Source organism: Salinicola sp. JS01, from assembly GCF_030284585.1.
In the GTDB taxonomy this organism is placed as follows: Bacteria; Pseudomonadota; Gammaproteobacteria; order Pseudomonadales; family Halomonadaceae; genus Salinicola.
In genome coordinates this window covers 423,884-449,004 of the sequence record NZ_CP127244.1, presented here as the reverse complement: position 1 = coordinate 449,004, position 25,121 = coordinate 423,884, and the positions used below count along the sequence as shown (strand labels likewise).

General features: G+C 66.0%; 18 protein-coding genes, 1 tRNA gene and 1 rRNA gene. 3 read left to right on the top strand and 17 right to left on the bottom strand.

The window, feature by feature from the left end:
• Positions 1 to 92: 92 nt before the first annotated feature.
• Positions 93 to 1,633 (bottom strand): 16S ribosomal RNA (locus QO259_RS02215).
• Between the two features lie 673 nt (positions 1,634 to 2,306).
• Between QO259_RS02215 and QO259_RS02210 the strand changes: the two genes are divergently transcribed.
• On the top strand, positions 2,307 to 3,095 hold the full coding sequence (locus QO259_RS02210) for a GntR family transcriptional regulator (protein ID WP_207034030.1): 789 nt from the start codon (positions 2,307 to 2,309) through the stop codon (positions 3,093 to 3,095).
• On the opposite strand, the gene QO259_RS02205 is transcribed toward QO259_RS02210, so the two are convergent.
• Both QO259_RS02205 and QO259_RS02200 read right to left on the bottom strand, forming a co-directional pair.
• Positions 3,096 to 3,629 carry a gamma carbonic anhydrase family protein gene (locus tag QO259_RS02205; protein ID WP_285951640.1) on the bottom strand — a complete coding sequence of 178 codons (534 nt, stop codon included), beginning with the start codon at positions 3,627 to 3,629 and terminating at the stop codon, positions 3,096 to 3,098.
• Between the two features lie 66 nt (positions 3,630 to 3,695).
• Positions 3,696 to 5,036: a sodium-dependent transporter gene (locus tag QO259_RS02200; protein WP_035476875.1), complete on the bottom strand. Its 1,341-nt coding sequence runs from the start codon at positions 5,034 to 5,036 to the stop codon at positions 3,696 to 3,698.
• Positions 5,037 to 5,258: 222 nt separating this feature from the next.
• On the opposite strand from QO259_RS02200, the gene prlC reads away from it, so the two are divergent.
• Both prlC and QO259_RS02190 read left to right on the top strand, forming a co-directional pair.
• Positions 5,259 to 7,310, top strand: a complete 2,052-nt coding sequence (prlC, locus tag QO259_RS02195; RefSeq protein WP_285951639.1) for an oligopeptidase A — start codon at positions 5,259 to 5,261, stop codon at positions 7,308 to 7,310.
• A 67-nt stretch (positions 7,311 to 7,377) separates the two neighbouring features.
• The gene (locus tag QO259_RS02190; protein ID WP_106418603.1) at positions 7,378 to 7,635 is read left to right on the top strand and encodes a YheV family putative zinc ribbon protein; all 258 of its coding nucleotides are present in this window, start codon (positions 7,378 to 7,380) and stop codon (positions 7,633 to 7,635) included.
• A gap of 22 nt (positions 7,636 to 7,657) precedes the next feature.
• Here QO259_RS02190 and QO259_RS02185 read toward each other — a convergent pair whose 3' ends face one another.
• From QO259_RS02185 to QO259_RS02120, 14 genes are all read right to left on the bottom strand, one after another.
• On the bottom strand, positions 7,658 to 8,323 hold the full coding sequence (locus tag QO259_RS02185; protein WP_285951638.1) for a haloacid dehalogenase type II: 666 nt from the start codon (positions 8,321 to 8,323) through the stop codon (positions 7,658 to 7,660).
• A 63-nt stretch (positions 8,324 to 8,386) separates the two neighbouring features.
• Complete coding sequence (locus QO259_RS02180; protein ID WP_207034044.1) at positions 8,387 to 9,070, bottom strand: metal-dependent hydrolase; 684 nt, start codon at positions 9,068 to 9,070, stop codon at positions 8,387 to 8,389.
• A 221-nt stretch (positions 9,071 to 9,291) separates the two neighbouring features.
• The gene (sodC, locus tag QO259_RS02175; protein WP_285951637.1) at positions 9,292 to 9,819 is read right to left on the bottom strand and encodes a superoxide dismutase [Cu-Zn] SodC; all 528 of its coding nucleotides are present in this window, start codon (positions 9,817 to 9,819) and stop codon (positions 9,292 to 9,294) included.
• Between the two features lie 114 nt (positions 9,820 to 9,933).
• The gene (metF, locus tag QO259_RS02170) at positions 9,934 to 10,770 is read right to left on the bottom strand and encodes a methylenetetrahydrofolate reductase [NAD(P)H] (RefSeq protein WP_285951636.1); all 837 of its coding nucleotides are present in this window, start codon (positions 10,768 to 10,770) and stop codon (positions 9,934 to 9,936) included.
• A 218-nt stretch (positions 10,771 to 10,988) separates the two neighbouring features.
• Positions 10,989 to 11,957, bottom strand: coding sequence for a cation diffusion facilitator family transporter (locus QO259_RS02165; RefSeq protein ID WP_285951635.1), 969 nt, complete (start codon positions 11,955 to 11,957; stop codon positions 10,989 to 10,991).
• 254 nt (positions 11,958 to 12,211) lie between these two features.
• Entirely contained in the window at positions 12,212 to 12,346 is a 135-nt protein-coding gene (locus tag QO259_RS02160; RefSeq protein WP_255702212.1) for a hypothetical protein, read from the bottom strand.
• Between the two features lie 898 nt (positions 12,347 to 13,244).
• Positions 13,245 to 13,340: transfer RNA gene (locus QO259_RS02155), tRNA-Sec, on the bottom strand.
• 82 nt (positions 13,341 to 13,422) lie between these two features.
• Positions 13,423 to 15,366, bottom strand: coding sequence for a selenocysteine-specific translation elongation factor (gene selB / locus QO259_RS02150; RefSeq protein ID WP_285951634.1), 1,944 nt, complete (start codon positions 15,364 to 15,366; stop codon positions 13,423 to 13,425).
• Positions 15,363 to 16,793, bottom strand: a complete 1,431-nt coding sequence (gene selA / locus QO259_RS02145; protein WP_285951633.1) for an L-seryl-tRNA(Sec) selenium transferase — start codon at positions 16,791 to 16,793, stop codon at positions 15,363 to 15,365. The genes selB and selA overlap by 4 nt, the downstream gene beginning before the upstream one ends.
• Positions 16,794 to 17,046: 253 nt before the next feature.
• Entirely contained in the window at positions 17,047 to 18,009 is a 963-nt protein-coding gene (gene fdhE, locus QO259_RS02140) for a formate dehydrogenase accessory protein FdhE (protein ID WP_285951632.1), read from the bottom strand.
• The gene (locus QO259_RS02135) at positions 17,993 to 18,640 is read right to left on the bottom strand and encodes a formate dehydrogenase subunit gamma (RefSeq protein ID WP_285951631.1); all 648 of its coding nucleotides are present in this window, start codon (positions 18,638 to 18,640) and stop codon (positions 17,993 to 17,995) included. Before QO259_RS02135 ends, fdhE begins: the two co-directional genes overlap by 17 nt.
• Positions 18,637 to 19,581 (bottom strand): formate dehydrogenase subunit beta, encoded by a 945-nt coding sequence (gene fdxH / locus QO259_RS02130; RefSeq protein ID WP_285951630.1) that lies wholly within the window; start codon positions 19,579 to 19,581, stop codon positions 18,637 to 18,639. The genes QO259_RS02135 and fdxH overlap by 4 nt, the downstream gene beginning before the upstream one ends.
• A 10-nt stretch (positions 19,582 to 19,591) precedes the next feature.
• Positions 19,592 to 22,591: a formate dehydrogenase-N subunit alpha gene (gene fdnG, locus QO259_RS02125; RefSeq protein WP_502949143.1), complete on the bottom strand. Its 3,000-nt coding sequence runs from the start codon at positions 22,589 to 22,591 to the stop codon at positions 19,592 to 19,594.
• Between the two features lie 338 nt (positions 22,592 to 22,929).
• Positions 22,930 to 25,119: a TRAP transporter permease gene (locus tag QO259_RS02120; RefSeq protein ID WP_285951628.1), complete on the bottom strand. Its 2,190-nt coding sequence runs from the start codon at positions 25,117 to 25,119 to the stop codon at positions 22,930 to 22,932.
• Positions 25,120 to 25,121: the final 2 nt, after the last annotated feature.

The window sequence follows — 25,121 nt, the reverse complement described above, 5'->3', positions numbered from 1 at the left end:
CTTTACCACTGGGTCCGTGACCCAAACAGTCATTGCTCTTGGTCGATCAGGTAATTGATTGTGAGCGCTTATCTCGCGATCCGCTAATCGTTTAAGGAGGTGATCCAGCCGCAGGTTCCCCTACGGCTACCTTGTTACGACTTCACCCCAGTCATGAACCACACCGTGGTGATCGCTCCCCCGAAGGTTAAGCTAACCACTTCTGGTGCAGTCCACTCCCATGGTGTGACGGGCGGTGTGTACAAGGCCCGGGAACGTATTCACCGTGACATTCTGATTCACGATTACTAGCGATTCCGACTTCACGGAGTCGAGTTGCAGACTCCGATCCGGACTGAGGCCGGCTTTCTGGGATTCGCTCCACCTCGCGGTCTCGCAACCCTTTGTACCGGCCATTGTAGCACGTGTGTAGCCCTACCCGTAAGGGCCATGATGACTTGACGTCGTCCCCACCTTCCTCCGGTTTGTCACCGGCAGTCTCCTTAGAGTTCCCACCATTACGTGCTGGCAAATAAGGACAAGGGTTGCGCTCGTTACGGGACTTAACCCAACATTTCACAACACGAGCTGACGACAGCCATGCAGCACCTGTCTCAGAGTTCCCGAAGGCACCAAGGCATCTCTGCCAAGTTCTCTGGATGTCAAGGGTAGGTAAGGTTCTTCGCGTTGCATCGAATTAAACCACATGCTCCACCGCTTGTGCGGGCCCCCGTCAATTCATTTGAGTTTTAACCTTGCGGCCGTACTCCCCAGGCGGTCGACTTATCGCGTTAACTGCGCCACTAAGTCCTTAAAGGTCCCAACGGCTAGTCGACATCGTTTACGGCGTGGACTACCAGGGTATCTAATCCTGTTTGCTACCCACGCTTTCGCACCTCAGTGTCAGTGTCAGGCCAGAAGGCCGCCTTCGCCACTGGTATTCCTCCCGATCTCTACGCATTTCACCGCTACACCGGGAATTCTACCTTCCTCTCCTGCACTCTAGTCTGGCCGTTCCGGATGCCGTTCCCAGGTTGAGCCCGGGGCTTTCACAACCGGCGTGCCAAACCACCTACGCGCGCTTTACGCCCAGTAATTCCGATTAACGCTCGCACCCTCCGTATTACCGCGGCTGCTGGCACGGAGTTAGCCGGTGCTTCTTCTGCGAGTGATGTCCTTCTTGACGGGTATTAGCCGCCAAGCCTTCTTCCTCGCTGAAAGTGCTTTACAACCCGAGGGCCTTCTTCACACACGCGGCATGGCTGGATCAGGCTTGCGCCCATTGTCCAATATTCCCCACTGCTGCCTCCCGTAGGAGTCTGGGCCGTGTCTCAGTCCCAGTGTGGCTGATCATCCTCTCAGACCAGCTACGGATCGTCGCCTTGGTGAGCCATTACCTCACCAACCAGCTAATCCGACATAGGCTCATCCGATAGCGCAAGGTCCGAAGAGCCCCTGCTTTCTCCCGTAGGACGTATGCGGTATTAGCCTGGGTTTCCCCAGGTTATCCCCCACTACCGGGCAGATTCCTATGCATTACTCACCCGTCCGCCGCTCGCCACCAGGGAGCAAGCTCCCCGTGCTGCCGCTCGACTTGCATGTGTTAGGCCTGCCGCCAGCGTTCAATCTGAGCCATGATCAAACTCTTCAGTTAAAAGTCTGATAGTCCTTACCTCTTCTCTGCCCGAAGACAAAAGAAGCGAAGCGGACCAAACTTGGTTCAAGGTCAAACGAATCTTAGACGAGTCGCTTGCCTTGATATGCTGTGACTGGCGTCACGCAAGACAAGCGCCCACATCAATTACCTGATCGATTGTTAAAGAGCGTCCTTACTTGAAGCCTCGTCTCACGTGGAGTGCCGAGCCTTCTGCCGTGACCCGAAAGTGACTCAAGTGCTTGTCAGCGCTTGCTTTCTGGGTCGCCGTAAGGAGAGGCGTATTTTAAGGATCTTGGCGAAGATGTCAACGTCTTTCTTGTCGATTCTTGCCCGGTTCACGTTGCTGCTTGAGAACCGATCCTGGAAAAGCGAGGGGCGAATTTTGCTGCCTCCGAGGCTAAGTGTCAATCGATTTTTTCAATCTTTTCAACAGCTTAGCTAGCTTTCCTGCTGTCTCCGAGAACCTGTCTCGGCGTCAGCGGATGCGTACTTTACGGATCTCCCTCGGCCTTGGCAAGGGGAAATGTCGAAAAAGTGTCGCCGCGTTCCGGCGCCGGCGCTAGAGGCCGCGTATGGCGGGGGTTACGCTGGCCAGGAGGAGACGTTGATTCACGTCCGAGCCAATGCGCGGCATAGTGGATGACATCGTTGTCACTCGAGGGAGCCGCCCGTGCCGCCATCGCCCCTGCGCCAGCCGCGCCTGGCCGACGTCATCACCCAGCGTCTGGAGACGCTGATTCTGGAAGGCAGCCTCAAGGCGGGCCATCGCCTGCCGTCGGAACGTGAGCTCGCCGAGCGCTTCGGTGTTTCGCGCCCATCGCTGCGCGAAGCGATTCAGAAGCTCGCGGCCCGCGGCTTGCTCACCAGCCGCCAGGGCGGCGGCACCTATGTCAGCGAACGGCTCAGCGACAGCTATGGCGACCCGATCATCGAGATGCTGTCGCGCCATGACGAGTTCTATCTCGATGTGCTCGAGTTCCGCGATGCCATGGAGGGAATCACCGCCTATCACGCGGCGATGCGCGCGACCCCGGCGGACAAGGAGATGCTGCAGCAGCGCTTCCAGGCCCTGCGCGACAGCTACGCCGACCCCGGCCAGCAGGGCGACGCCCTGCGCGAGGCCCGGGCGGATGCCGCATTCCACCTGGCGATCGCCGAGACGGCACACAATGTGCTGATGCTGCACACCATTCGCGGACTGTTCCAGCTCCTGGAGAAGAGCATCGTCGCCAACCTGGCGCGTCTGTTCGAGCGCCCCGACGCGCGCAGCCTGCTGCTGGATCAGCACCGGGCGCTGCTCGAGGCGATTCTGGAGGGTCGCGCCGAAGATGCCCGGCATCTCGCCCATGAGCATCTCGACTACGTCAAGGAGGGGCTGATGGAGATGCAGCGCGCCGAATTCCGTGCTCAGCGCGCCGAGCGCCGCACCCAGCTCCTCAAGGGCACGCCGCTACGCTGATCACTCGCCGCTGAGGTGGCGATCCTTGAGCTTGACGTAGTTGCCCGCGGTATAAGCGAAGAACTCGCGCTCCTCGGGCTTGAGCGGGCGCAGGGGCTTGGCCGGGTTGCCGGCATAGACATGCCCGCTGGCCAGCGTCTTGCCCGGCGGCACCAGGGCGCCGGCGGCGATGATCACCTCGGACTCGACCACCGCGCCGTCGAGTACGATGGCGCCCATGCCGACCAGCACCCGATCGCCCACGCTGCAGCCGTGCAGCGTCGCCTGATGCCCCACGGTCACCTCGTCGCCGATGATCAGCGGATGCCCGCCAGGGTTGTAGTCGCTGGCATGGGTGCAGTGCAGCACGCAGCCGTCCTGCACGCTGGTGCGCGCGCCGATACGGATGCGGTGGACATCACCACGAATCACCGCCATCGGCCACACCGAACTGTCGTCCCCCAGGGCCACATCGCCGAGCACCACACTGGTCTCGTCGACGAAAACCCGCTCACCCAGACTCGGGCTGATGCCCTGATAGCTTCTCATTGCCATGGATCGTACGCCCCTTTTCACTCGACTCGCTCGACGCCGCCCGGCGCCGATGATCATGGATGGTTTCTAGATCAGACTCGACAACAGCACCACCGCCGTCAACGGGATCGAGACATAGCGCACCACGCCGCGCCACAGCCGGAACCCAGCCGCGGGACCGCCCAGCGCCGAGGCGGCGGCTTCGGGCAACATGCGCCAGGCGGCGAAGATCGCGATCAGCAGCCCGCCGATGGGCAGGAAGATATCCGGCGGCACCGTGGATACCAGGGCGAAGAAGTTCATCTCGCCGATCCAGTGCACGTCGGCCAGGGTCGAGAACGACAGCACCGAGAGCAGGCCCACGGCCCACACCAGCGCGCCGATCAGCAGCGCCGCCCGCCCGCGGCGCCAGCCGGCGCCGATCAGCATCGCCACCATCGGCTCGGCCAGATTGATCGATGAGGTCCAGGTCGCCACCAGCAGCAGTAGAAAGAAGGCCCCCAGCCAGATCTGCCCACCCGGGAGCTCGCTGAAGGCGATCGGCAGCGTCACGAACATCAGCCCCGGCCCCTCGGTGGGATCGAGGCCGTGGGTGAATACCACCGAGAAGATGGCGATACCCGAGAGCAGCGCCACTGCGATATCCAGCAGCGCCACCGCGCACACCGCCCGCGGCAGACTCTGCTCTTCGGGCATGTAGGCGCCGTAGGCCATCAGCGCGCAGGCCCCGACGGCGAGGGTGAAGAAGGCGTGCCCCATGGCATTGAGCACCACCTGGAGATCGATCGCCGCCGGATTGGGCGTGAACAGCCACGCCATCGCCGCGCCGAAGCCGGCAGTGGTGACGGCGTAGCCACCGAGCACGATCAGGATCACGTAGAGCAGCGGCATCATCACGTTGTTGAGCTTTTCCAGGCCGTTGCTGACCCCGGCGGCGACCACCGACATGGTCAGCAGCATGAACAGCGTGTGATTGAAGGTCATGCGCAGCGGATCGGCGAGAAAGGCATCGAAAGCCGAGCCGATCTGTGCCGGCGTACGCTCGACGAAGCCTCCGTTGACCGCATCGACCAGATACTCGATCGACCAGCCGGAAACCACCGAGTAGAACGAGAGGATGAAGAAGACGGTGAGCGCGCCGAACAGCCCGATCCAGCGCCAGTGCGGGCTGGCGCCGGCCTCGTTGGCGAGATACGCCAGCGCCTGCATCGGGCTGCGCCGGCCGGCACGCCCGATCAGGATCTCCGCCATCATCATCGGCAGGCCCAGCACCACCACGAACAGGATATAGAGCAGCAGGAAGGCCGAGCCGCCGTTCTCACCGGTCATGTAGGGGAAGCGCCAGATATTGCCCAGCCCCACCGCGGCGCCGGTCACCGCCAGAATGAAAGCACGGCGGGAGTGCCAGCGCTCCAGGGTTTCGTTCATCGTCTCGTCACCTTCTATCTTGGCGGGGCACCGTCGCTACAGGGCCGTCTTCACGCGGCCATCGTCACGGCGAAAGGAAGCGAGCCTATCAGGGCTCATCGTCCCGGCCAATCCTGGTATCGCACGGGCAAGGCCACGGCGATCGGCAGACTGGCCAGCGCGTTGAAAGGCACGGCCATCCCCCCCATATACTGTGGCATCGATTCTTCGTCCGAGGTGATCATGTCGCACAATCCGCTGCTCGACTCCAACACGCTGCCGCCGTTCGAGGCGATTCGCCCCGAGCATGCCGTTCCCGCGGTCGAGCGGATCATCGCCGACAACCGCGCCGAGATCGACACCCTGGCCAATCAGCAAGCGCCTACCTGGGACTCCCTTGCCGCGCCGCTGGAAGCGCTCGATGACCGTCTCTCCCAGGCCTTTTCGCCGGTGTCGCATCTCAACTCGACGATGAACAGCGACGCCCTGCGTGACGCCTATCAGCAGTGTCTGGCGCTGCTCTCGGAGTACAGCACCTGGGTCGGCCAGCACACCGCGCTGTTCCAGGCCTTCGAACGCCTGGCCCAGAGCGAGGATTTCTCTGCGCTTGACGAAGCCCAGCGCAAGGCGGTCGACAACACCCTGCGCAACTTCCGCCTCGCCGGTGTCGACCTGCCGAGCGCGCAGAAGCGCCGCTACGGCGAGATCCAGGCACGCCTTTCCGAGCTGGGCAATACCTTCTCCAACCAGCTGCTCGATGCCACCCAGGCGTGGCACAAGACGCTGCCCGACGCCTCGCGCCTGGCCGGCCTGCCGGAAAGCGCACTGGAGATGCTGACCGCCAACGCCGAGGCCAAGGGCGAAACGGGCTATCGCATCACCCTCGATGTACCCTGCTTTCTGCCGATCATGACCTTCGCCGAGGATCGCGAACTGCGCCAGGAGGTCTACACCGCCTACGTCACCCGCGCCTCCGACCAGGGTCCCAACGCGGGAGACAACGACAATGCCCCGGTGATCGAAGAGATCCTGGCGCTGCGCCATGAGCTGGCTCAGCTACTCGGCTTCGCCACCTACGCCGACTACTCGCTGGAGACCAAGATGGCCGAGTCTCCCGATCAGGTCCTGGGCTTTCTCGACGATCTCGCCGAGCGTGCCCTGCCCCAGGCACGGCGGGATATCGGCGAACTGCAGACCTACGCCCGCGACACCCTCGGCATGGGCGAGCTGGCACCCTGGGACATCGGCTTCGTCAGCGAAAGGCTGCGCCAGGCGCGCTATGACATCTCCCAGGAGCAGCTGCGCCCCTACTTCCCCGCGCCGCGGGCGGTGGACGGCCTGTTCCGCGTGGTCGGCAAGCTCTACGGCATCCGCATGACCGAGAACCCCGATGCTCCGCGCTACCACCCGGACGTGCGCTACTTCGACGTGCTCGACGGCGACACCCCGATCGCCGGCTTCTATCTCGATCTCTACGCTCGGGAAGGCAAGCGCGGCGGCGCCTGGATGGACGTCTGCCGCACCCGGCGCCAGCGCGAGGATGGTTCGCTGCAGCTGCCGGTCGCCTACCTGACCTGCAACTTCACCCCGCCGGTCGGCGGTAAGCCAGCGCTGCTGACCCATGACGAGGTGCTGACACTGTTCCACGAGTTCGGTCACGGCCTGCACCACATGCTGACCCGGCAGACGGTGGCCGACGTCTCCGGCATCAGCGGCGTGGCCTGGGACGCGGTCGAACTGCCCAGCCAGTTCATGGAGAACTTCTGCTGGGAGCGCGAGGGGCTCGACTTGATCGCCGGCCACGTCGACAGCGGCGACAAGCTGCCGGACGCGCTGCTCGACAAACTGCAGGCGGCGCGCAACTTCCAGTCGGCGATGCAGATGATGCGCCAGCTGGAGTTCTCGATGTTCGATCTGCGCCTGCACCACGAGCTCGCCACCCCCAGCGCCGCCGACGTGCAGGCGCTGCTCGATGGCGTGCGCGCCCAGGTCTCGGTGGTCCCCAGCGTCGACTTCAACCGCTTCCAGAACGGCTTCTCGCATATCTTCGCCGGCGGCTACGCTGCGGGTTACTACAGCTACAAGTGGGCCGAAGTGCTCTCGGCGGACGCCTACAGCGCCTTCGAGGAGGCCGGCATCTTCGACGCCGAGACCGGCCAGCGCTTCCGCAGCGAAATCCTCGAACGCGGCGGCTCGCGCGATGCCGCCGAGCTGTTCAAGGCGTTCCGCGGCCGCGAGCCGAGCATCGAGCCGCTGCTGCGCCATACCGGCATCGAACCGCGCGACGCCGCCTGACGGACGGCGCCGACACGCACCCAGGGGCGGGCAGGCGAATCCTGCCCGCCCATCAGCGAGGTCAGCCATGACACACACACCCAAGCGCTTCATCGCCGGCGCCATCTGCCCGCGCTGTGCGGCCATGGATCGCATACGCAGCTGGGAGCAGAACGGTATCCGCTACCGCGACTGCGTCAGCTGCGACTTCTTCGAGCAGCTACCGGTGGAGGACAGCGCGCAGGACGAACTGCCGACCCGGGTCAATCAGCCCCGCGAGACCCAGAAACCCGCGCGCGAAGAGATCAGTACCGTGAAGATCATCGATCCCGGTACCCGCCACTAGTCCCTATCGAATCCAAACCACCTCATCCCGCCGCAACGACCTGGGCCATCAGCTGGCGCAGGTCGTCACCACGCCAGGTGGGTACCTGCTCCAGCGCCGGGTCCATCGCCTTGCCCGGGCGCGCCACGAAGGCGGTACGCATGCCCACCGCCTGGGCACCGATCAGATCCCAGCCGTGGGCCGCCACCATGATCATCGCCTCGGGCGAGATCGCCCAGTGCGCCGCCGCCGCACGATAGGGCTCCGGCGCCGGCTTGTAGCGCGCGACCTGATCGACGCTGAGAATGGCATCGAAATAAGCTGCCAGCCCCGCCTGGGAGAGCTGATGCTGCGCCGCCTCACTGGCGCTGTTGGTCAACGCGGTGAGGGTGTGGCCCTGCTGGCGCAGCCGGGCCAGCGCCTCGACGGCATCGGCGTGCGCCGGCATGGCGAGCACGCCGTCGACCAGCGCCTGCTCGTCGGCGGGGGTGATCGCTACCTCGTGCTTGGCACCCAGTTGGCGCAGCGCACTCCTGGCCAGCTCGGCGAAGGGAACGAAACGGCCGACCAGATTGGCGGTCATCCAGGTTTCCTGCAGGGTCAAAAACCACTCACCGCGGCGCGCCTCGGTGCCGAACCAACGCATGAACAGCGGGTCCAGTGCGGCGGTGTCGAGCAGCGTTTCATTGACGTCGAAGACCAGATGCATGGGGCCTCTCCCTTGGGTGGTTGGCCCCTCAGTGTAGAACGCGATGCTCCAAGGCGCGGGAGCTTAGCGCCCCCAACCCAACCCCCATCCCAGTCCATGCGTCAGCACCTCCCGCAGCACCGCCAGCGGCGGCAGCCAGGCGATCAGATGCACCGAGGTGAGCAGCAGCATCAGCGAGCTGCCGGGAGCCTTCCAGTCGAACGGCTTGAGCGCGGTGCCGAAGGAGCGCTTGAGTCGCGCCCCGGTGAGATCGACGCTGTAGAGTTCGTCCAGCGCCAAATGGATGAGAAAGCCGAGTGTCAGCGCCAGGCCGTGCAGCCAGGCCAGACGCGCCGGCTGGCCGAGCAGGGTGAAACTCGCCGCCGCCGTCGCCAGCCCGCTGAGCGCGGCTGCCAGCAGCGAGTGCCACAGCCCGCGATGCACGGTGAAGCGGGCGAACAGCGCACTGGCCAGATAGCGCACCGCGAGATAGGTCGCGCCACAGGCTGCGAACAGCTGCGCCGGCGTGACGCGGTGCTGCAGCAGCAGCACCGCCACGACGATGGCGATCAGTGCCAGAATCTGGAAGATCAGGCGCACCGCCCGGGAGTTGTCGGCGTCGATGTCGGGCAGAATGCCGCCGAAGGTCACCAGACCGGCGATCGCCGCCGCCTGCCACAGCCCATAGAGCGACGCCTGCCACCCCGCCTGGGAAGCTATCAGCCCGCCCACGCTGGCGACCCCGAAGTGGGTGCGAAAGTTGGCCATCGGTGCCGCCGCTCCAAAACTGGATAAATAGCCAGATTATGCGGCTTGCGACCTATGGAAAACAATAGCTTAGACGGCGTCGTTGCAAACATTGGCGTGCAAACATCGGCGTTATCCCGCACGGATGCCGGCACTACCCTGGCGCCTCGCGCGATACCCCATGACGACACGGCCCCGCCGAAGCGGGGCCGTGTGGAGAGCCGAAGACGCGCGACGCCGCGCTACTCGATCACGCCGCAGGCAACGCGTGCCCCGCCGCCGCCCAGCTTGGGCTGATCGCTGTAGTTGTCGCCGCCAGCGTGGATGACGAAGGCATGACCGGAAAGATCGGCTTCGCTCAGGCGCGGCGCCAGCACCGGGGTGGTGGCATTGCCCTCGGCATCCACCGCCATCACCGGCAGATCACCGAGATGGCCGGCATCACTGTAGGGCCCCTGGTGGGAGTCGGTCTGCTCGGGGTCGAAGTGGCCGCCCGCGGCCCCCGCCGGCGTCACCTTGCCATCGCTCTCGCTGGGGTCGCAGCTGGGGTTGGTGTGCAGGTGGAAACCGTGGATGCCGGGTTCGAGACCGGCAAGCTCCGGGGTCAACAGCAGCCCATAATCGGTATCCCTGGCGGTAATCGTACCGATGGACTCCCCCACCCCCTGGGTGGAGACGCTGTGCATGTCGACCTGCGTATCGGCCTGTGCCAGCCCCGCCAGCGTCAGCAGCATACCGGCGCCCAAGGCAGTCGCTATCGTCCGTTGCATCGTTCACCTCCGTTTCGGCCATGATGTCCGGCACGGGCCAGCCCATGGCTCGCCCATCGCCAACCCGTGGCTCTCACCCTAGTCGAAGTCGTGCAACGGCGCGACGTGAGCGCCTCAGGCCAGATTGTCGAGGATGCGCAGCGACGGGCCGGCCTGATTGAGCGTGTAGAAGTGCAGCCCCGGCGCGCCGCCATCGAGCAGACGCTGGCAGAGCCGCGACACCATGTCGGTGCCGAACGCCTGGATGCTCTGCTGGTCGTCGCCATAGGCTTCGAGCTGCTTGCGCACCCAGCGCGGAATATCGGCGCCGCAGGTTTCTGAGAAGCGTGCCAGCTTGCTGTAGTTGGTGATCGGCATGATGCCGGGCACGATCGGCGCCTCCACGCCCAGCGCGCGGGCCCGGTCGACGAAGTGGAAGTAGGCGTCGGCGTTGAAGAAGTACTGGGTGATGGCGAAGTCGGCGCCGGCCTTCACCTTGCGCGCGAAGTTCTCCAGATCGCGCTCGGCGCTCAGCGCCTGAGGATGCACTTCGGGGTAGGCGGCCACCGCGATATTGAAATGATCGCCGGTCTCGGCGCGCACGAACTCGACCAGCTCGTTGGCGTAACGCAGCTCACCCGCCCCGCCCATGCCCGAGGGCAGATCGCCGCGCAGCGCGACCAGGCTGTCGATGCCCGAGTCGCGGTAGCGTCCGAGCAGCTCGCGTATCGCGGCCTTCTCGCTGCCCACGCAGGAGAGGTGCGGCGCCGTGGCGACGCCGCCCTGGCGCAGCGCCTCGACGGTATCGAGGGTGCGCGCCTGGGTCGACCCCCCGGCACCGTAGGTCACCGAGAAGAAGCGCGGCGAGCGCGCGCTCAGCGCATCCCGTGTGGCGTTGAGCTTTTCCCGCCCGGCCGCGGTATTGGGAGGAAAGAACTCGAAGCTGATGCCCAGGGGAAGATGCGTATTCATGCGCGCTTTCGTCTCGAAATCGGATCGGTAGGGAGAGGCGCTGCCTGGGGCCGTCGGACGCCCGTCGCGCCCCCTGCGTGCCTCTCTACGACATGGGCCCATTGTGCCCGCCGCCTCCAGCTCCGGCCAATGAAACTTTCCGCGCCCGGGTATGAAAGCCGGTCATGCCCCACCGAGGGCATCGCCCTCGATCGTGCAGACGACAGCGGCAGATCGGCTCAGGGATGAACACCCGCGTGGCAGTCGCCACCGGTACGGCAGGCGGCGGTCTCGACCTGGAGGGTGGCATGGTGGATCGCGAAACGCGCCTGCAGCACACCATAGGCGCGCTCGATCACCGCATCGTGCTGGTCGGCCGCGACGATCACCAGATGCGCGCTGAGCAGCGGATCCTGCGGCGTGAGCCCCCAGACGTGCATGTCGTGCAGCCCCTCGACCCCCTCGACCGCCAGCAGCGCCTGACGAATCTGGTCCACGTCGAGGCCCTCCGGGGTACCCTCGAGCAGGGTGTGGGTGGAGCGCCGCAGAATCGTCCAGGCCGCGCGCAGAATCAACCCGGCGGCGAGCATCGAGAGCAGCGGGTCGATCGGCGTCCAGCCGGTGAACAGAATCACGATCGAGGCCACGATCGCCGCCACCGAGCCGAGCAGATCACCCAGCACGTGAAGCAGCGCCCCGCGCAGATTGAGGTTTTCCTGATCGCCGCCATGGAGAATCTTGAATACCACCAGATTGACCACCAACCCGAGCACGGCGATGGTCATCATCGGCCCGGCCAGCACCTCCACCGGCTGGGTGAAACGCTGGATCGCCGCGATGAAGATCCACACCGCGATGCCGAACAGGGTCAGCCCGTTGACGAAGGCGGCGAGCACCTGGAAACGCTGATAGCCGAAGGTGCGCCGGGTATCCGGCGCGCGCCTGCCCATGGCGAAGGCGAACAGCGCCAGGCCGAGCGAGAAGCTGTCGCTGAACATGTGCCCGGCATCGGCCAGCAGTGCCAGCGAGCCCGAAATCCAGCCGCCCACCACCTCCGCCAGCATGAAACCCGCGGTCAGCAGCATCGCCCACTTGACCCGCTTGGCGCTGTCGGCGGTCACCTCGGGCGTATGGTCGTGATGATGATGGTGGCCGCCATGATCGTGATGATGATCATGGTGGTGGGCGTGGTCGTGATGAGCGGGCATGGCGCGCGTCCCTCTAGCGTGTCACGACAGGGTAGCGCACGCACCCCACGCTATTGTATTACACCCCGGCCCGCCGGCGGCATCGCGGAGGGCCTACCCTGTGGGTCGCCTCAGAGGGTGTTTACAAATTCGACGAGCGAAGGCGAGACAAGGCGAAATCGGCCGAAAAGACGGAGTTTACGCGGTGTAAATGAGTACTTTGAGGTCGATTTCAACGCCTTATCGTCGAGCGCAGGCATTTTGTAAACACCCTCTCAGCGCCAGGGGCGCTGGCGCCAGAGATCCCAGGCGATGCCCACCGCGATACCGACCCCGATACCCCAGCCCCACTCGCCGCTGGCGAGCCATACCGCTACGCCGGCGACGATGCCGATGAGAGAGCCTTGCATATGACCTCCGTTGCGCTGAAAGGATCGACGCTTCCGCGACACGGAAAGCTGGCGCATGATGCCATGGGTAGCGCCAGGGAAGACAGCAAGGGCGCCGGCAGGAACACCTTTCGCACAGCGAAGCGCCCCGTCGCGAAGGGCTCCCAGCGCACGGCCACGGTTCGTGCCGATAGCGGCTATCGGGAAGAGGGAGTCAAAAAGAGAAAAAAGAAGCTAGAAGAGCGTAGGTAGATGAACGTAGGTAGATGAACGTAGGTAGATGAACGTAGGTAGATGAACGTAGGTAGATGAACGTAGGTAGATGAACGTAGGTAGATGAACGTAGGTAGATGAACGTAGGTAGATGAACGTAGGTAGATGAACGTAAGTAGCAGAGCGTCATGAGAAAAAGACGAGAAGCACTGGATAGGACCGATCGAAGGAGGACGTGAACCTTGCCCCCTCATCAGTGCTCACCCCGCAGTCCCTTGCGGTCTTGCCGCTTGGCTAAGTGAGCACACTCAGCATGAACCGTTAGCCAGCCGTAACCAAGGCAATTATGGTAATCCTCGCATCACTTTTGCTAATGACAATACTTAAGTTCCCTTAATCATGGGGTTATACCCGAACACTCGTTCAATAACGCTGTGTCATTTTTTGTATCCGCGAAAAAGTTGCGAGAACAGCGACTTGCTTCCCCGGAGAAGGTCCCGCGGTGCTCAGACAGCAGAGGCTGACACGAGCGACTCGCGCGAGATCGCGGAGACGGTAGCAGGTCTGTCAGGAGAGTTGCATGCAGGGTGGTAAAAGCATACAGAATGGCGGGAATAGTGGTAGATGGCAGATGGCAGATGGCAGATGGCAGATGGCAGATGGCAGATGGCAGATGGCAGATGGCGGAAATAGTGGCAGAAGAGAGTGGCGGAAGAGAGTGGGAGTCGAACCCACCAGGGACCGCTGGCAGCCCCTACAGGAGTTGAAGTCCTGGCGTCCCACCGGGGAACGATTCTCTTCCAGGCACGCAAGGTGTCAGACAGCGCCCAAAAGTATCAGGCGGAGCCAAAGCACCAGACGCGACCGACCGCGCAGGCGCGCGGTCAGGTGAACAGCATATCCTGTCGAATCACCTTGTGACCATCGCCGATGCGTCGGGTGAAGCCAATGCGGTCGAAGAACTCGAGAATCGCCACCGCCAGCTTGCGCCCGCAGCCGACCCGATCGCGGAACGCTGCCGCCGTGACCCCCGCCGGCGAGCGCACCGCGAGTTCGCGCACCCAGTCGGCCAGCTGGACCACATGCGGGGTGAGAAAGAAGTGATCGTGGCGCAGCTGGTAGACCTCGCCGAGCAGCGCCGTGCGCCGCAGCAAGGCCCGAGTCTCGCCCTCCTCCAGGCCCAGCGCCATGGCGATATCACGCACCCGCGGCGGTTCGAACGGCGTCTGCGCCAGCAGCGGCCGCACCGCTTGCCAGCGCGCGGCATCGGCCTCGCCCAGCGTCGCCCGGTGGTCGGCCAGGGCGATGAAGGGCCCGTGCTGGACGATCTCTCCCTCGGCCTTCCAGCGCTCCAGCAGCGGGCGGAACAGCGCCGGCGGCAGCGCCGGTGCACTCATCCGCCGCAGCCGGTCGATCTCCGCCCCGCGCATCGCCGGCTCCTCGGCATGGACCTGTGCCAGGCGCGCTACCACCGCAGCGTAGCGCGCGGCCAGATCGTCGACACGAAAGGCGTGGTGCGTGGCCGCATCGGCGGCGATCACCACCCATCCGGCCTGGGTGGCCGCCTCGTCGAGAACCGCCGCGGGTAGGTCGAGATTGGCCGCCAGGGCCACCAGGTCGACACTCTGGCCGCTGGCGAGGTGCGGCCAGAGTGCCGCCAGTTGCACTTCACCATCCGCCCCCGGGAGCATCGCCCTCAGTGCCTGCAGCCAGGTCAGGCGCGCCGGCTGGCGCGCACCACGCCGCGGTGGCGCCACGTCGAGCACGCGTGCACCGGCCAGGGTGCGGCTGGCGCCGTGGTCACGCACGATCAGCGCATCGCCGTGGGTCGCATGCAGTGGCGCTGTCAGCACCAGCTGCGCCAGCATGGTCTGGCCCGGCGCCAGCGTCTCGCCCTCCAGCAGCGAGACATGGCCGGTGACGTGGGCGCTGAGATGGTGCAGATGCACGGGGCTCCAGTGCTTGAGCGGCTCGGCCTCCGGCAGCAGCGTGAGGGAGACGTCGAGGCGCTGACGCCCCTCGACCCTGGAGTCCGCGGCGACCACCCAGTCGCCGCGTGCCAGCGTGCCGCGCTCGACCTCGCTGCCGCTCAGATTGAGCGCGCAGCGCTCGCCGCGTCGGGCCAGCGCAACCTCGCGATTCTGTGCCCGCAGCGCGCGTATCCGCGCGCTGGCCCCGCCCGGCAGCAGGCGCACGCTATCGCCCTGACGCACCTCACCGCTGCGGATAGTGCCGGTGACCACCACTCCCGCGCCCTGCTTGACGAAGGCACGGTCCACCGCCAGCCGGAAGCCGCCGCTCGCAAGACGTGCCGTCTGCGCGCGCGCCGCGGCCCACAGCGCATCGCCCAACGCCGCCTGACCCGCGCCGGACAGATTGGAGACGGCGAACAGCGGCGCACCGGCGAAGCGCGTCTTTGCCAGCCAGGCGGTGATCTCGGCACTCACCTGCTGCACCCGCGCGGCGTCCACGCGGTCGCACTTGGTCAGCGCGACCCAGGCGCGCTCGACCCCAAGCAGCTCCAGAATGCGCAGATGCTCGACGCTCTGCGGCATGATGCCGTCATCTGCCGCCACCACCAGCAGCATGGCGTCGATACCGGCCGCCCCCGCGAGCATGTTGGCGATGAAGCGCTCGTGGCCGGGCACGTCGATGAAGCCGAGTACCGCCCCCTCGCTCCCCGGTGGCGGCGCGGGATAGGCGTACCCCGGCTCGATGGTCAGGCCGCGCGCCTGCTCCTCCTTCAAGCGGTCGGTGGCGATACCGGTGAGCCCGCGGATCAGCGCGGTCTTGCCGTGGTCGACGTGCCCCGCGGTGCCGACGATCATGCCGCCTCCCAGCACGCCGGCAGCGTCGCCAGCTGCGCCAGGAACGCCTGCTCATCGGCGGGCTCGGCGAGACAGCGCAGATCGAGCCATAGCGCACCCTCGTGGGTGCGTCCGATCACCGGTCGCGGCAGTGCCCGCAACGCTCGCTCGAGACGGGCCAGATCGCGCCCGCGCGGCGCCCGCAGCACCAGCGCACGGCTCTCCAGGCGATCTACCGGCAGCGAGCCGCTGCCGAGCTGACTGCGGCAGGCCTCATTCTCCACCGTGGCGATGCCGGCGAGTGCCGCCCGCAGTGGGTTCAGCAGACGCTCGGCCTGCTGTGCGATCTCATCCTCCGCACGGGTCAACAGCCGCAGCGTGGGCAGCTCGCGCGCCGGCGCCTCGCTATCGCGATAGATCCGCAGCGTGGCCTCGAGGGCGGCCAGGGTGAGCTTGTCGCAGCGCAGCGCGCGCTTGAGCGGGTGGCGCTTGAGACGCTCGACCAGCTCGCGCCGGCCGACCACGATCCCCGCCTGCGGCCCACCCAGCAGCTTGTCGCCGCTGAAGGTGACCAGATCGGCCCCGGCGGCGATCGCCTCCGCCGGCTGCGCCTCGTGGGGCAGCCCCAGGGCACGGAAGTCGGTCAGCGCGCCGCTGCCCAGATCGATCATGAAGGGAATACCGTGGGCGTGGGCGATCGCCGCCAGCTCCGCCTCCGGCACGCTACTGGTGAAGCCGGCGATGGCGTAGTTGGAGGTGTGCGCCTTGACGATCAGACCGCTCTGCTCACCCAGCGCCTGGCGAAAGTCGCGCGCATGGGTGCGGTTGGTGGCCCCCACCTCGACCAGCCGGCAGCCGGCGGCGGTCATCACGTCGGGCATGCGGAAAGCGCCGCCGATCTCGATCATCTCGCCACGCGAGATGATCGCCTCGCGGCCTGCCCCCAGGGCGCTCAACGCCAGCAGCACGGCGGCCGCGTTGTTGTTGACCACGGTCGCCGCCTCGGCCCCGGTGAGTTCGATCAGCAGCGCCTCGACCAGGCGATCACGGTCGCCACGCCGCCCACCTTCGAGATCGTACTCCAGCGCCGCCGGGTGGCGTGCCGCCTCGACCATCGCCGCAATCGCCGCCTCGGCCAACGGCGATCGTCCCAGATTGGTGTGGATCACCGTACCGGTGAGATTGAACACCGCGCGCAGGTTGGGCCGGGTCAGCCCGGCAAGACGCTCGTGTATGGCATCGATCAGCGCCTCCTCGTCGAGTGAAGTCGGCGCATCCGGCGCCGCCAGCCGGCGACGCCACTCGGTGAGCGTGTCGCGGATGGCCCGGGTGAGCACGCGCTCACCGTGCTGCACACGGGCAGGCTGCAGTGCGGCATGGGCAAGCAACACGTTGACGGCAGGCAGGTGGCGACGCAGATCGGTGCTCGCGGCAGAGGTCTCGGACATGAACGGCTCGACAGAACGGAGGATGGCCGGGGGCGACACCGGGCGTGCCCCCGATTTAAGCGTCGCCGCCACGCCAACACAAGTGACCCGGCGCCGCACGGCCCGGGTCGAGGGAGCAGCCACGGGTCGCCAGCCCCGCAGCGGCAGGCGAGAGTGGTATATGAGAGTGCTATGTGAGAGGACATGTGAGACTGGCAGGCGAGAGTGGCCGCGAACGTCGACACGCCCGCGCCACTGGCGCCATGAGCCGGTCTCAGCCGGCGTCGGGCGCGCCCAGCACCAGCAGTGGATTGAAGGCCCGCCGCGCCAGCTCGCGGTCGGCGATCAGCATGTCCAGGGCCAGACTGGCGAGGTCATCGGCGAGCGGATCGGCATCGGCCTCCCACTCCTTCTGCACCACCTTGAGATAGCTCGCACAGTGATCGCAGGTCTCCGCCTGTACCGGCAGCACGCGCTGCCCGGCGTCGTCCTCGAGCCCGCAGTAGTCGAGCGTCCGGCTATCGCCGCACTCGACGCAGCGCGCGCGCTCGGCGTACCACTCGGTGGCGCACAGCCCGCAGTGCAGGTAGCGCACCCGCGAGCGCGCCATGCCGATCTGGATCACGCTGGCCACCGCCAGCGCACCGCAGCACGGGCACAGCGCGCGCATGGCCTCGTCGGGGCGCCCCGGTGGCCGGGCCAGGGTGCGCGCCTGACGGGTCCAGGCGACCTGCAGCGCAGCACCCACCAGCGGCGCCAGCGCGGTCTGCTCGGGGTCGAGCGACTCACCGCCGAGCAGACGCGGTACCAGCGCCTCACGGGCCGCGGCCGAAGCACCGCGCAGAGCCTCGAACCACTCGCGCTGCGCCGTCGGCACCTCGCCGTCGAGCTCGGCGATCAGCGCGTCGAGATCCTCGCGCCAGCTCATGTCGCGCCACAGCCCGTCGATCGCCAGCGGCGGCACGCCGTGGGCGATCGCCACCTCGGCACTCGCGGTCACGCTCGCGCGGGGCTGCTGCAGCACCCGGTGCTGGGCGGCGACCACCTGCGCCATGAAGCGCAGGTAGTCGGCCATCGCCGGCACGCGTTCGGCCAGCCGCTGCAGGCGCTCGGCACGTTCGGCGAACAGCTTGCGGCCCGGGAGCACCACCATCGGCGGTGCTCCCGGCGAAGGGGGCGCCTGACCGAAAGCGTGACCGGGGTCACTGCCCGGAGGGCGTTCAGGGTTGCTGCTCACGGCGCTGCTTCTCCTCCTGTTCGCGGGCCCAGAGGCCATGGTGATGACGGGCCCAGGCGCGGGTCACCCAGCCCTGGGTCATCGAGCGGATCGAGCCCTTGACCCAGAGCGCGGCATAGACGTGGACCACGATGGTGACGATGGCAACGAACGCCGCCAGCGCGTGGACCAGACTCGCCAGCCGGATCAGCGGGATCGGGAAGTAGCCGGCGAACCACGGCCGCCACATGATCACGCCGCTGACCAACAGCGCCGCGATCGACACCACCAGCGCCCAGAACACCAGCTTCTGGCCCGGATTGTACTTGCCGATCGGCGGCAGCTTGTCGTCGCGATTGTCGAGCACGTCGCCGATCTGACGCATCCACTGCACGTCGTTCTCACCCAGCAGGTTACGGCTGACGTGGCGTACCGCCATGGCCACGAACAGCAGCACCAGCACCAGGCCGAGGAAGGGGTGCAGAATACGCGCCCACACCGGCCCGCCGAGGCTGTGGCTGAGAAAGAAGAATGCCGGGTGGAAGAACGCCAGCCCCGACAGCGCCAGCAGCACGAACGCGATCACCATGGTCCAGTGATTGGCGCGATCGAGCGGCGAGTAGCGTACGAGACGATCCTGGGAGCGCTTCATCGGTCACCTCCATGCGGGCGGTCGTCCGCGTCGTCGCGCCGGCGCGTGGCGTCGTAGCCGAGCGCGGTCGGGTCGTCGTCGGCGCTCTCCTCCGGCTCCTCCTTCGGCCCCTTGGTCACGTAGTGGATCACCCCGGCGAAGGCGGTGATGCCGATGATCGCCGCCATGAGCGGCTTGGTCACCCCTTTCCAGGCGCCGACCAGCGGCGAGATACGCGGATCCTTGGGCAGCCCGCTGTAGCGGTTGGGATCATTGGCGTGATGCAGCACGTACATCACATGGGTCCCGCCGACCCCGGCCGGGTCGTAGATGCCGGCATCGCGGAAGCCCAGCGCCTTGAGATCGCCGACCCGCTTGGCGGCGCGGTCGAGCATGTCCGCCTTGGTGCCGAACTCGATGCAGTTGGTCGGGCAGGTCTTGACGCAGGCCGGCTCCATGCCGGCGTTGACCCGATCCGAGCACAGCGTGCACTTGTAGGACTTGCTGTCCTTCGGCGAGATGCGCGGAATATCGAACGGGCAGCCGGTGATGCAGTAGCCGCAGCCGATGCAGTGGTTGGAGTCGAAGTCGACGATCCCGTTGGCGTACTGCACGATCGCGCCGGGGGCCGGGCACGCCGTAAGGCAGCCCGGCTCGGCACAGTGCATGCAGCCATCCTTGCGAATCAGCCACTCGAGATTGCCATCGGCCGTCTCGTGCTCGCTGAAGCGCATCACCGTCCACGACTCGGCGGTGAGGTCGGTGGGGTTGTCGTAGGTGCCGTGGCACTCCCCCACCTCGTCACGCAGGTCGTTCCACTCCATGCACGCCACCTGGCACGCCTTGCAGCCGATGCACTTGGAGACATCGATCAGCTTGGCCACTTCCTCGACGTGGCTGCGTGCCTGCGGCGGCGGGGTCGTGGTGGCAGAGCGGGCAATGATGTTTTGCGAATTGATCATGGCGAGCTCCCTAAGCCTTCTCGACGCGGACGGTGAACGACTTGTACTCCGGCGTCTGGGTGTTGGCATCACCGACGAACGGGGTCAGGGCGTTGACCAGATAGCCCTTCTTGGCCACGCCGGTGAAGCCCCAGTGCAGCGGAATGCCCACGTGGTGCACCTGGCGATCGCCGACCGTCATCGGCTTGAGCCGCTTGGTCACCACCGCCACCGCCTTGATGAAGCCGCGCTTGGAGGAGACCTTGACCCAGTCCCCCGCGGCCACGCCGATCTCCTCGGCCAGTTTCTCGCCGATCTCGACGAACTGCTGCGGCTGAACGATGGCGTTGAGCCGGGCGTGCTTGGTCCAGTAGTGGAAATGCTCGGTCAGGCGATAGGTCGTCGCCGCATGCGGGTACTCCTCCGGTGTGCCCAGAGCCGCGCGATCCTCGTCGAAGATGCGTGCCGCCGGGTTGTTGCGCACCTTGGGCTTGCCCGGATGCAGCAGGTTCTGCGGTACCGGCGACTCGAACGGCTCGTAGTGCTCGGGGAAGGGGCCATCGACCATGCTCTGCCCGGCGAACAGGTGTCCCACCCCTTCCGGCTGCATGATGAACGGCATCTGCCCTTCGGACGGCGCCGAGGTCGGCGGGAAGTCGGGCACGTCGGCACCGATCCAGCGCCCCTGCTCAGCGCTCCACCACACGAACGCCTTGTTGGCGCCCCACGGCCGCCCCTGCACGTCGGCACTGGCGCGGTTGTAGAGCACGCGCCGGTTGGCCGGCCAGGCCCAGGCCCAGCCCAGGGTGTTGCCGGTACCATAGGGGTCGGCGTTATCGCGCCGCGCCATCTGATTGCCCGCTTCGGTCCAGCAGCCGGTGAAGATCCAGCAGCCGGCGGTGGTCTTGCCGTCGGCGGTCAGCTCACCGAAACCGGATAGCTGCTCGCCGGCACGGCGCACCACCTGCCCCTGGGCGTCGGTCAGATCCTCCAGCGCATAGCCGTTGAACTCGCGCGCGAGTTCTTCCGACTTGGGCTCTTGGGGGATCTTGTAGTTCCAGGTCAGATTGAGGATCGGCTCGGGGAAGACCCCGCCCTCCGTCTGGTAGAGCTGTTTCAGCCTGAGGAACAGTTCGCCCATGATGCGCGTGTCGGGGCGCGACTCGCCCGGCGGCGGCGCCGCGGCCCAGTGCCACTGCAGCCAGCGCGCGCTGTTGACGATCGAGCCGTCGTCCTCGGCGAAGCAGCAGGTCGGCAGCCGGAACACCTCGGTGTCGATCTGGCTGGGGTCGACGTCGTTGTACTCGCCGTAGGACTTCCAGAACTCGCTGGTCTCGGTGTTGAGCGGATCCATCACCACCAGATACTTCAGCGACGACAGCGCGCGGGTGATCTTGGCCCGGTCGGGGAACGAGGCGAGCGGGTTGAAGCCCTGGCAGAAGTAGCCGGTCAGCTCGCCCTTGGACATGCGCTCGAAGGTATCGAGGATGTCATAGAGCGGCCGTTCGAGCTTGGGCAACCAGTCGAAGCACCAGTCGTTGTCGGCGGTCGCGGCCTGGCCGTACCACGCCTTCATCAGGCTGACGTGGAACTTCTCGTAGTTCTTCCAGTAGGAGACCTGACCCGCCACCGTGGGCTGCTTGGTGCGCTTGTCGATATAGGCGCGGTACCCTTGCTCCTTGGCGTTGGCCAGGGTCATGTAGCCCGGCAGCAGCTGCGACAGCAGCCCCAGATCGGTCAGCCCCTGGATGTTGGAGTGCCCGCGCAGCGCGTTGACCCCGCCCCCCGGCATGCCCATGTTGCCCAGCAGCAGCTGGACCATGGCCGCGGCGCGGATGATCTGCGAGCCGATCGAGTGCTGCGTCCAGCCCAGCGCATAGAGGATGGTCATGGTCTTGTCGGGCACCGCCATCGCCGCGATCTTCTTCCAGATGCGCTGGATGTCGGCCACCGGGATGCCGCTGATGCTCGAGACCATGTCAGGGGTGTAGCGCGCATAGTGCCCGCGCAGCAGCTGGTAGACGCAGCGCGGATCGCTGAGCGAGTCATCCCGGCGCACGAAGCCGTCGTCGCCTTTCTCGTACATCCACGACTGCTTGTCGTAGCTGCGCGTGGCCTCGTCGTAGCCCGAGAACAGACCCTCCTCGAAGCCATAGCCGTCGCGCACGATCAGCGCCGCGTCGGTGTAGTTCAGCACGTACTCGCGCTGGATCTGGTCGGTCTCGATCAGATAGCTGATCAGCCCGCCGAGGAAGGCGATATCGCTACCGGTGCGGATGAAGGCGCGATCCTGCGCCACCGCGCTGGTACGGGTGAAGCGCGGGTCGATCGTGATCAACTCGGCCTTGTTGTGCTCGATGGCCTCGGTGACCCAGCGGAAGCCCACGGGGTGTGCTTCGGCGGAGTTGCCGCCCATCGACAGAATCAGATTGGCATTGCGGATGTCGACCCAGTGATTGGTCATGGCACCGCGACCGAATGTTGGGGCAAGACCTGCCACCGTCGGTCCGTGTCAGACGCGTGCCTGGTTGTCGAACGCCACCATGCCCAGCGTACGCACCACCTTGTGGGTGATGTAGCCGGCTTCGTTGGAGGAGCCGGACGCCGCCAGGAAACCCGTCGTCGTCCAGTGGTTGACCGTCTGCCCCTGGGCGTTGCGCTGCACGAAGTTGGCGTCGCGATCATCCTTCATGTGCCGAGCGATGCGCCCGAGCGCCTCGTCCCAGCTGATCCGCTTCCACTCGTCGCTGCCGGCCTCGCGCACCTGCGGGTAGGCCAGACGGCCATCGCTGTGGACGAAGTCCAGCAGCCCGGCGCCCTTGGGGCACAGCGAGCCGCGGGAGACCGGGTGATCCGGGTCACCCTCGATGTGGAAGACGTTCTGTTCGACGTTCTTCGCCCCATCGCCCTTGCTGTAGATCAGAATGCCGCAGCCCACTGAGCAGTAGGTGCAGGTGTTGCGGGTCTCCTTGGCGTGGGTCAGCTTGAACTGCCGGATCGAGGCTTCGGCGGGTTCCGGGGCGAACCCCATCACCGCCAGGCTCGACGTCGCCAGCCCCGCCCCGCCCAGTTTGAAAAACTGGCGCCGCGTGACGTTAATTGCCATGTGCCATCCTCATCGGATTGTGTCGTTACCACCGCCCTGGCGGTCCTTCCAGGGGAGCCTGCAGCGTCAACCAGCACGCCCGACGTTCAGGGGGTATACGGCGCTTTTGAGCAGCGCCTTAAGTCAACTTTATAGCAGGCTCGGGGCCAGGCGTCTCTCAAGTGCGACGAAAAGCCCAGGCCAGACGCCGACGCCCGCGTGAGCGGGCGCCGGCGTGGCAAGCCCGTGCAGAGCAGGGGCAGAAAGGTATCGACGAAGCCTCGTCAGCCACCGGTCGGGGCAGGCTGCGCCGGCTTGGCCTTGGACAGCAGGAACAGCACCACGGTGATCACCGCCCCCACGATGTCGCTGGCCAGCCCCGGGAAGATCAGCGCCAGCGCGCCGACTGCCGCCAGTATCCGCCAGAAGGGGTTGAGCGGCCGGCGCAGGTAGCCCTCCACCGCCACCGCCAGCAGCAGCACCCCGATCACCCCGGTGACGATCACCCACAGCGTGTTCCACAGGGTGGCGTCGATCATCAGCATGCTGTGCGCGAACACGAACATGTAGGGCACCACGAAACCGGCGATGGCGAGCTTCATCGCCTGGAAGCCGGTGGCATTGGGCGAGCCGCCGCTGATACCGGCGCCGGCATAGGCGGCCAGCGCCACCGGCGGCGTCAGGTTGGCGAACAGACCGAAGTAGAACACGAACATGTGGGCGACGAAGATCGCGGTGTCGTTGCTCCCGGCCAGCTCGCGGAACAGCGGCAGGTTGAGCAGGATCGGCGCCGCCATGGTGCTGGTGATGATATAGGTGGGGATGCTCGGCAGCCCCATACCGAGCACGATCGAGGCGACCATGGTCAGCACCAGGGTGACCAGCAACTGAATCATCGGGATCGGAATCTGCTGGCCCAGCGTGACCACCGCGTCGGCGGCGTCCAGGGCGATGCCGGTCAGCGTGGCGATGCCCACGATGATCCCCACCGCGCCACACGCCACGGCCACCGGAATGGCGTTGCGCACGCCATCGACCATGGCATCGCGGCAATCGTCGACATCCATCTTCTCGGCCACCATGCCGAGCTTGGCCCGCAGCGCGTTGATCGCCACCGGCACCAGGATCACCAGGAACAGCGTCCAGCGGCTGGCCGGGAAGTTGGGCAGCGGGTTCCCGGCGAACAGCGCACGCAGCTGCGGCTCCAGGATCAGCAGCACCAGGATCAGGCCGAGCCCCACAGTGACCCGGCGGGTACCGCAGATCAGCACGGTGGCGGCGATCGACCAGAAGGCGGCGAAGAAAGGCGCGCGGCCGTCGAACAGCAGCCACAGCAGCACCGCCATCGGCACCAGCAGATGCCCGCGCTTGAGCATCACCGTCTTCAGCGGCGTCAGCTGGGAGCGCGGGATGCCCTCGAGACCGTTGCGCATGGCGCGCAGATGGACCTGGAACAGCACCCCGAGATAGTAGAGCAAGGCCGGAATGATGCCGGCCAGGATCACCTGGGTGTAGGGCACCGAGAGCACCTCGGCCATGATGAAGGCTGCCGCGCCCATGATCGGCGGCAGAATCTGACCGCCGACGCTGGCCGCCGCCTCCACCGCCCCGGCGAAGTTGGGCTTGTAGCCGGTCTTCTTCATCAGCGGGATGGTGAAGGCACCGGTGGTGACCACGTTGGCGATCGCCGAGCCGTTGATCGAGCCGAGAAAGCCGCTGGCGATCACCGCTACCTTGGCCGGGCCGCCGCGGGTATGCCCGGCGATCGCCAGCGCCAGATCGTTGAACAGCTGCCCCAACCCGGACTTGCCGAGAAAGGCGCCGAACAGGATGAACAGGATGATGTAGCTCGCCGAAACACCGATCGCAGTACCTAAGAGCCCCTCGGTGATGAACACCAGGTGCGAGACGATCTGGCGGCAGGTGGCGAGAATGATGTTCTCGTTGAGCGCCGGATAGAACGAGAGCTTGGCGTAGAAGCCATAGAGCAGAAACAGCGTGGCCAGGATGGTCAGCCCCCAGCCGGTAACCCGGCGAGTGGCGTCGAGCACCAGCAGGATCGCCACGAAGCCGACGATCATGTCGGTCTGATTGATACGCCCGGCAGAGGCGATCACCCGGTCCGACACCAGCAGCATGTAGACACCGATGGCGAACGCCGCCAGCGCCAGCAACGCATCGCCCCAGGGTACCCGGTCACGCGCGCCCTTGCGCGTCAGCGGGTAGAGGATGAAGGCCAGTCCCAGCAGCGTATACAGGTGGATGCTACGCTGGGCCACGTCCACCAGCGGCCCCGAAAACGACGTATAGAGATGGAACAGCGCCAGCAGCACGCTGACCCCGGTGACGAACTGGAGCACCATTCGCGGCAGCCGGTCGCGCACCAGGCTTTCACGATCGAACTTCTCCAGCGCTTCCTTGACGGACGGGTCCTCGGGACCATCGGCGGACAGCACCACTTTTTGTTCTGACATAC

Coding starts and splice junctions, on each gene's coding strand:
- QO259_RS02205 (WP_285951640.1), bottom strand. CDS start 3,629: ATGGCAATGAGAAGCTATCAGGGCATCAGCCCGAGTCTGGGTGAGCGG.
- metF (WP_285951636.1), bottom strand. CDS start 10,770: ATGAATACGCATCTTCCCCTGGGCATCAGCTTCGAGTTCTTTCCTCCC.
- QO259_RS02120 (WP_285951628.1), bottom strand. CDS start 25,119: ATGTCAGAACAAAAAGTGGTGCTGTCCGCCGATGGTCCCGAGGACCCG.
- selB (WP_285951634.1), bottom strand. CDS start 15,366: ATGATCGTCGGCACCGCGGGGCACGTCGACCACGGCAAGACCGCGCTG.
- prlC (WP_285951639.1), top strand. CDS start 5,259: ATGTCGCACAATCCGCTGCTCGACTCCAACACGCTGCCGCCGTTCGAG.
- QO259_RS02160 (WP_255702212.1), bottom strand. CDS start 12,346: ATGCAAGGCTCTCTCATCGGCATCGTCGCCGGCGTAGCGGTATGGCTC.
- QO259_RS02190 (WP_106418603.1), top strand. CDS start 7,378: ATGACACACACACCCAAGCGCTTCATCGCCGGCGCCATCTGCCCGCGC.
- fdxH (WP_285951630.1), bottom strand. CDS start 19,581: ATGATCAATTCGCAAAACATCATTGCCCGCTCTGCCACCACGACCCCG.
- selA (WP_285951633.1), bottom strand. CDS start 16,793: ATGTCCGAGACCTCTGCCGCGAGCACCGATCTGCGTCGCCACCTGCCT.
- QO259_RS02135 (WP_285951631.1), bottom strand. CDS start 18,640: ATGAAGCGCTCCCAGGATCGTCTCGTACGCTACTCGCCGCTCGATCGC.
- sodC (WP_285951637.1), bottom strand. CDS start 9,819: ATGCAACGGACGATAGCGACTGCCTTGGGCGCCGGTATGCTGCTGACG.
- QO259_RS02200 (WP_035476875.1), bottom strand. CDS start 5,036: ATGAACGAAACCCTGGAGCGCTGGCACTCCCGCCGTGCTTTCATTCTG.
- QO259_RS02185 (WP_285951638.1), bottom strand. CDS start 8,323: ATGCATCTGGTCTTCGACGTCAATGAAACGCTGCTCGACACCGCCGCA.
- QO259_RS02180 (WP_207034044.1), bottom strand. CDS start 9,070: ATGGCCAACTTTCGCACCCACTTCGGGGTCGCCAGCGTGGGCGGGCTG.
- QO259_RS02165 (WP_285951635.1), bottom strand. CDS start 11,957: ATGCCCGCTCATCACGACCACGCCCACCACCATGATCATCATCACGAT.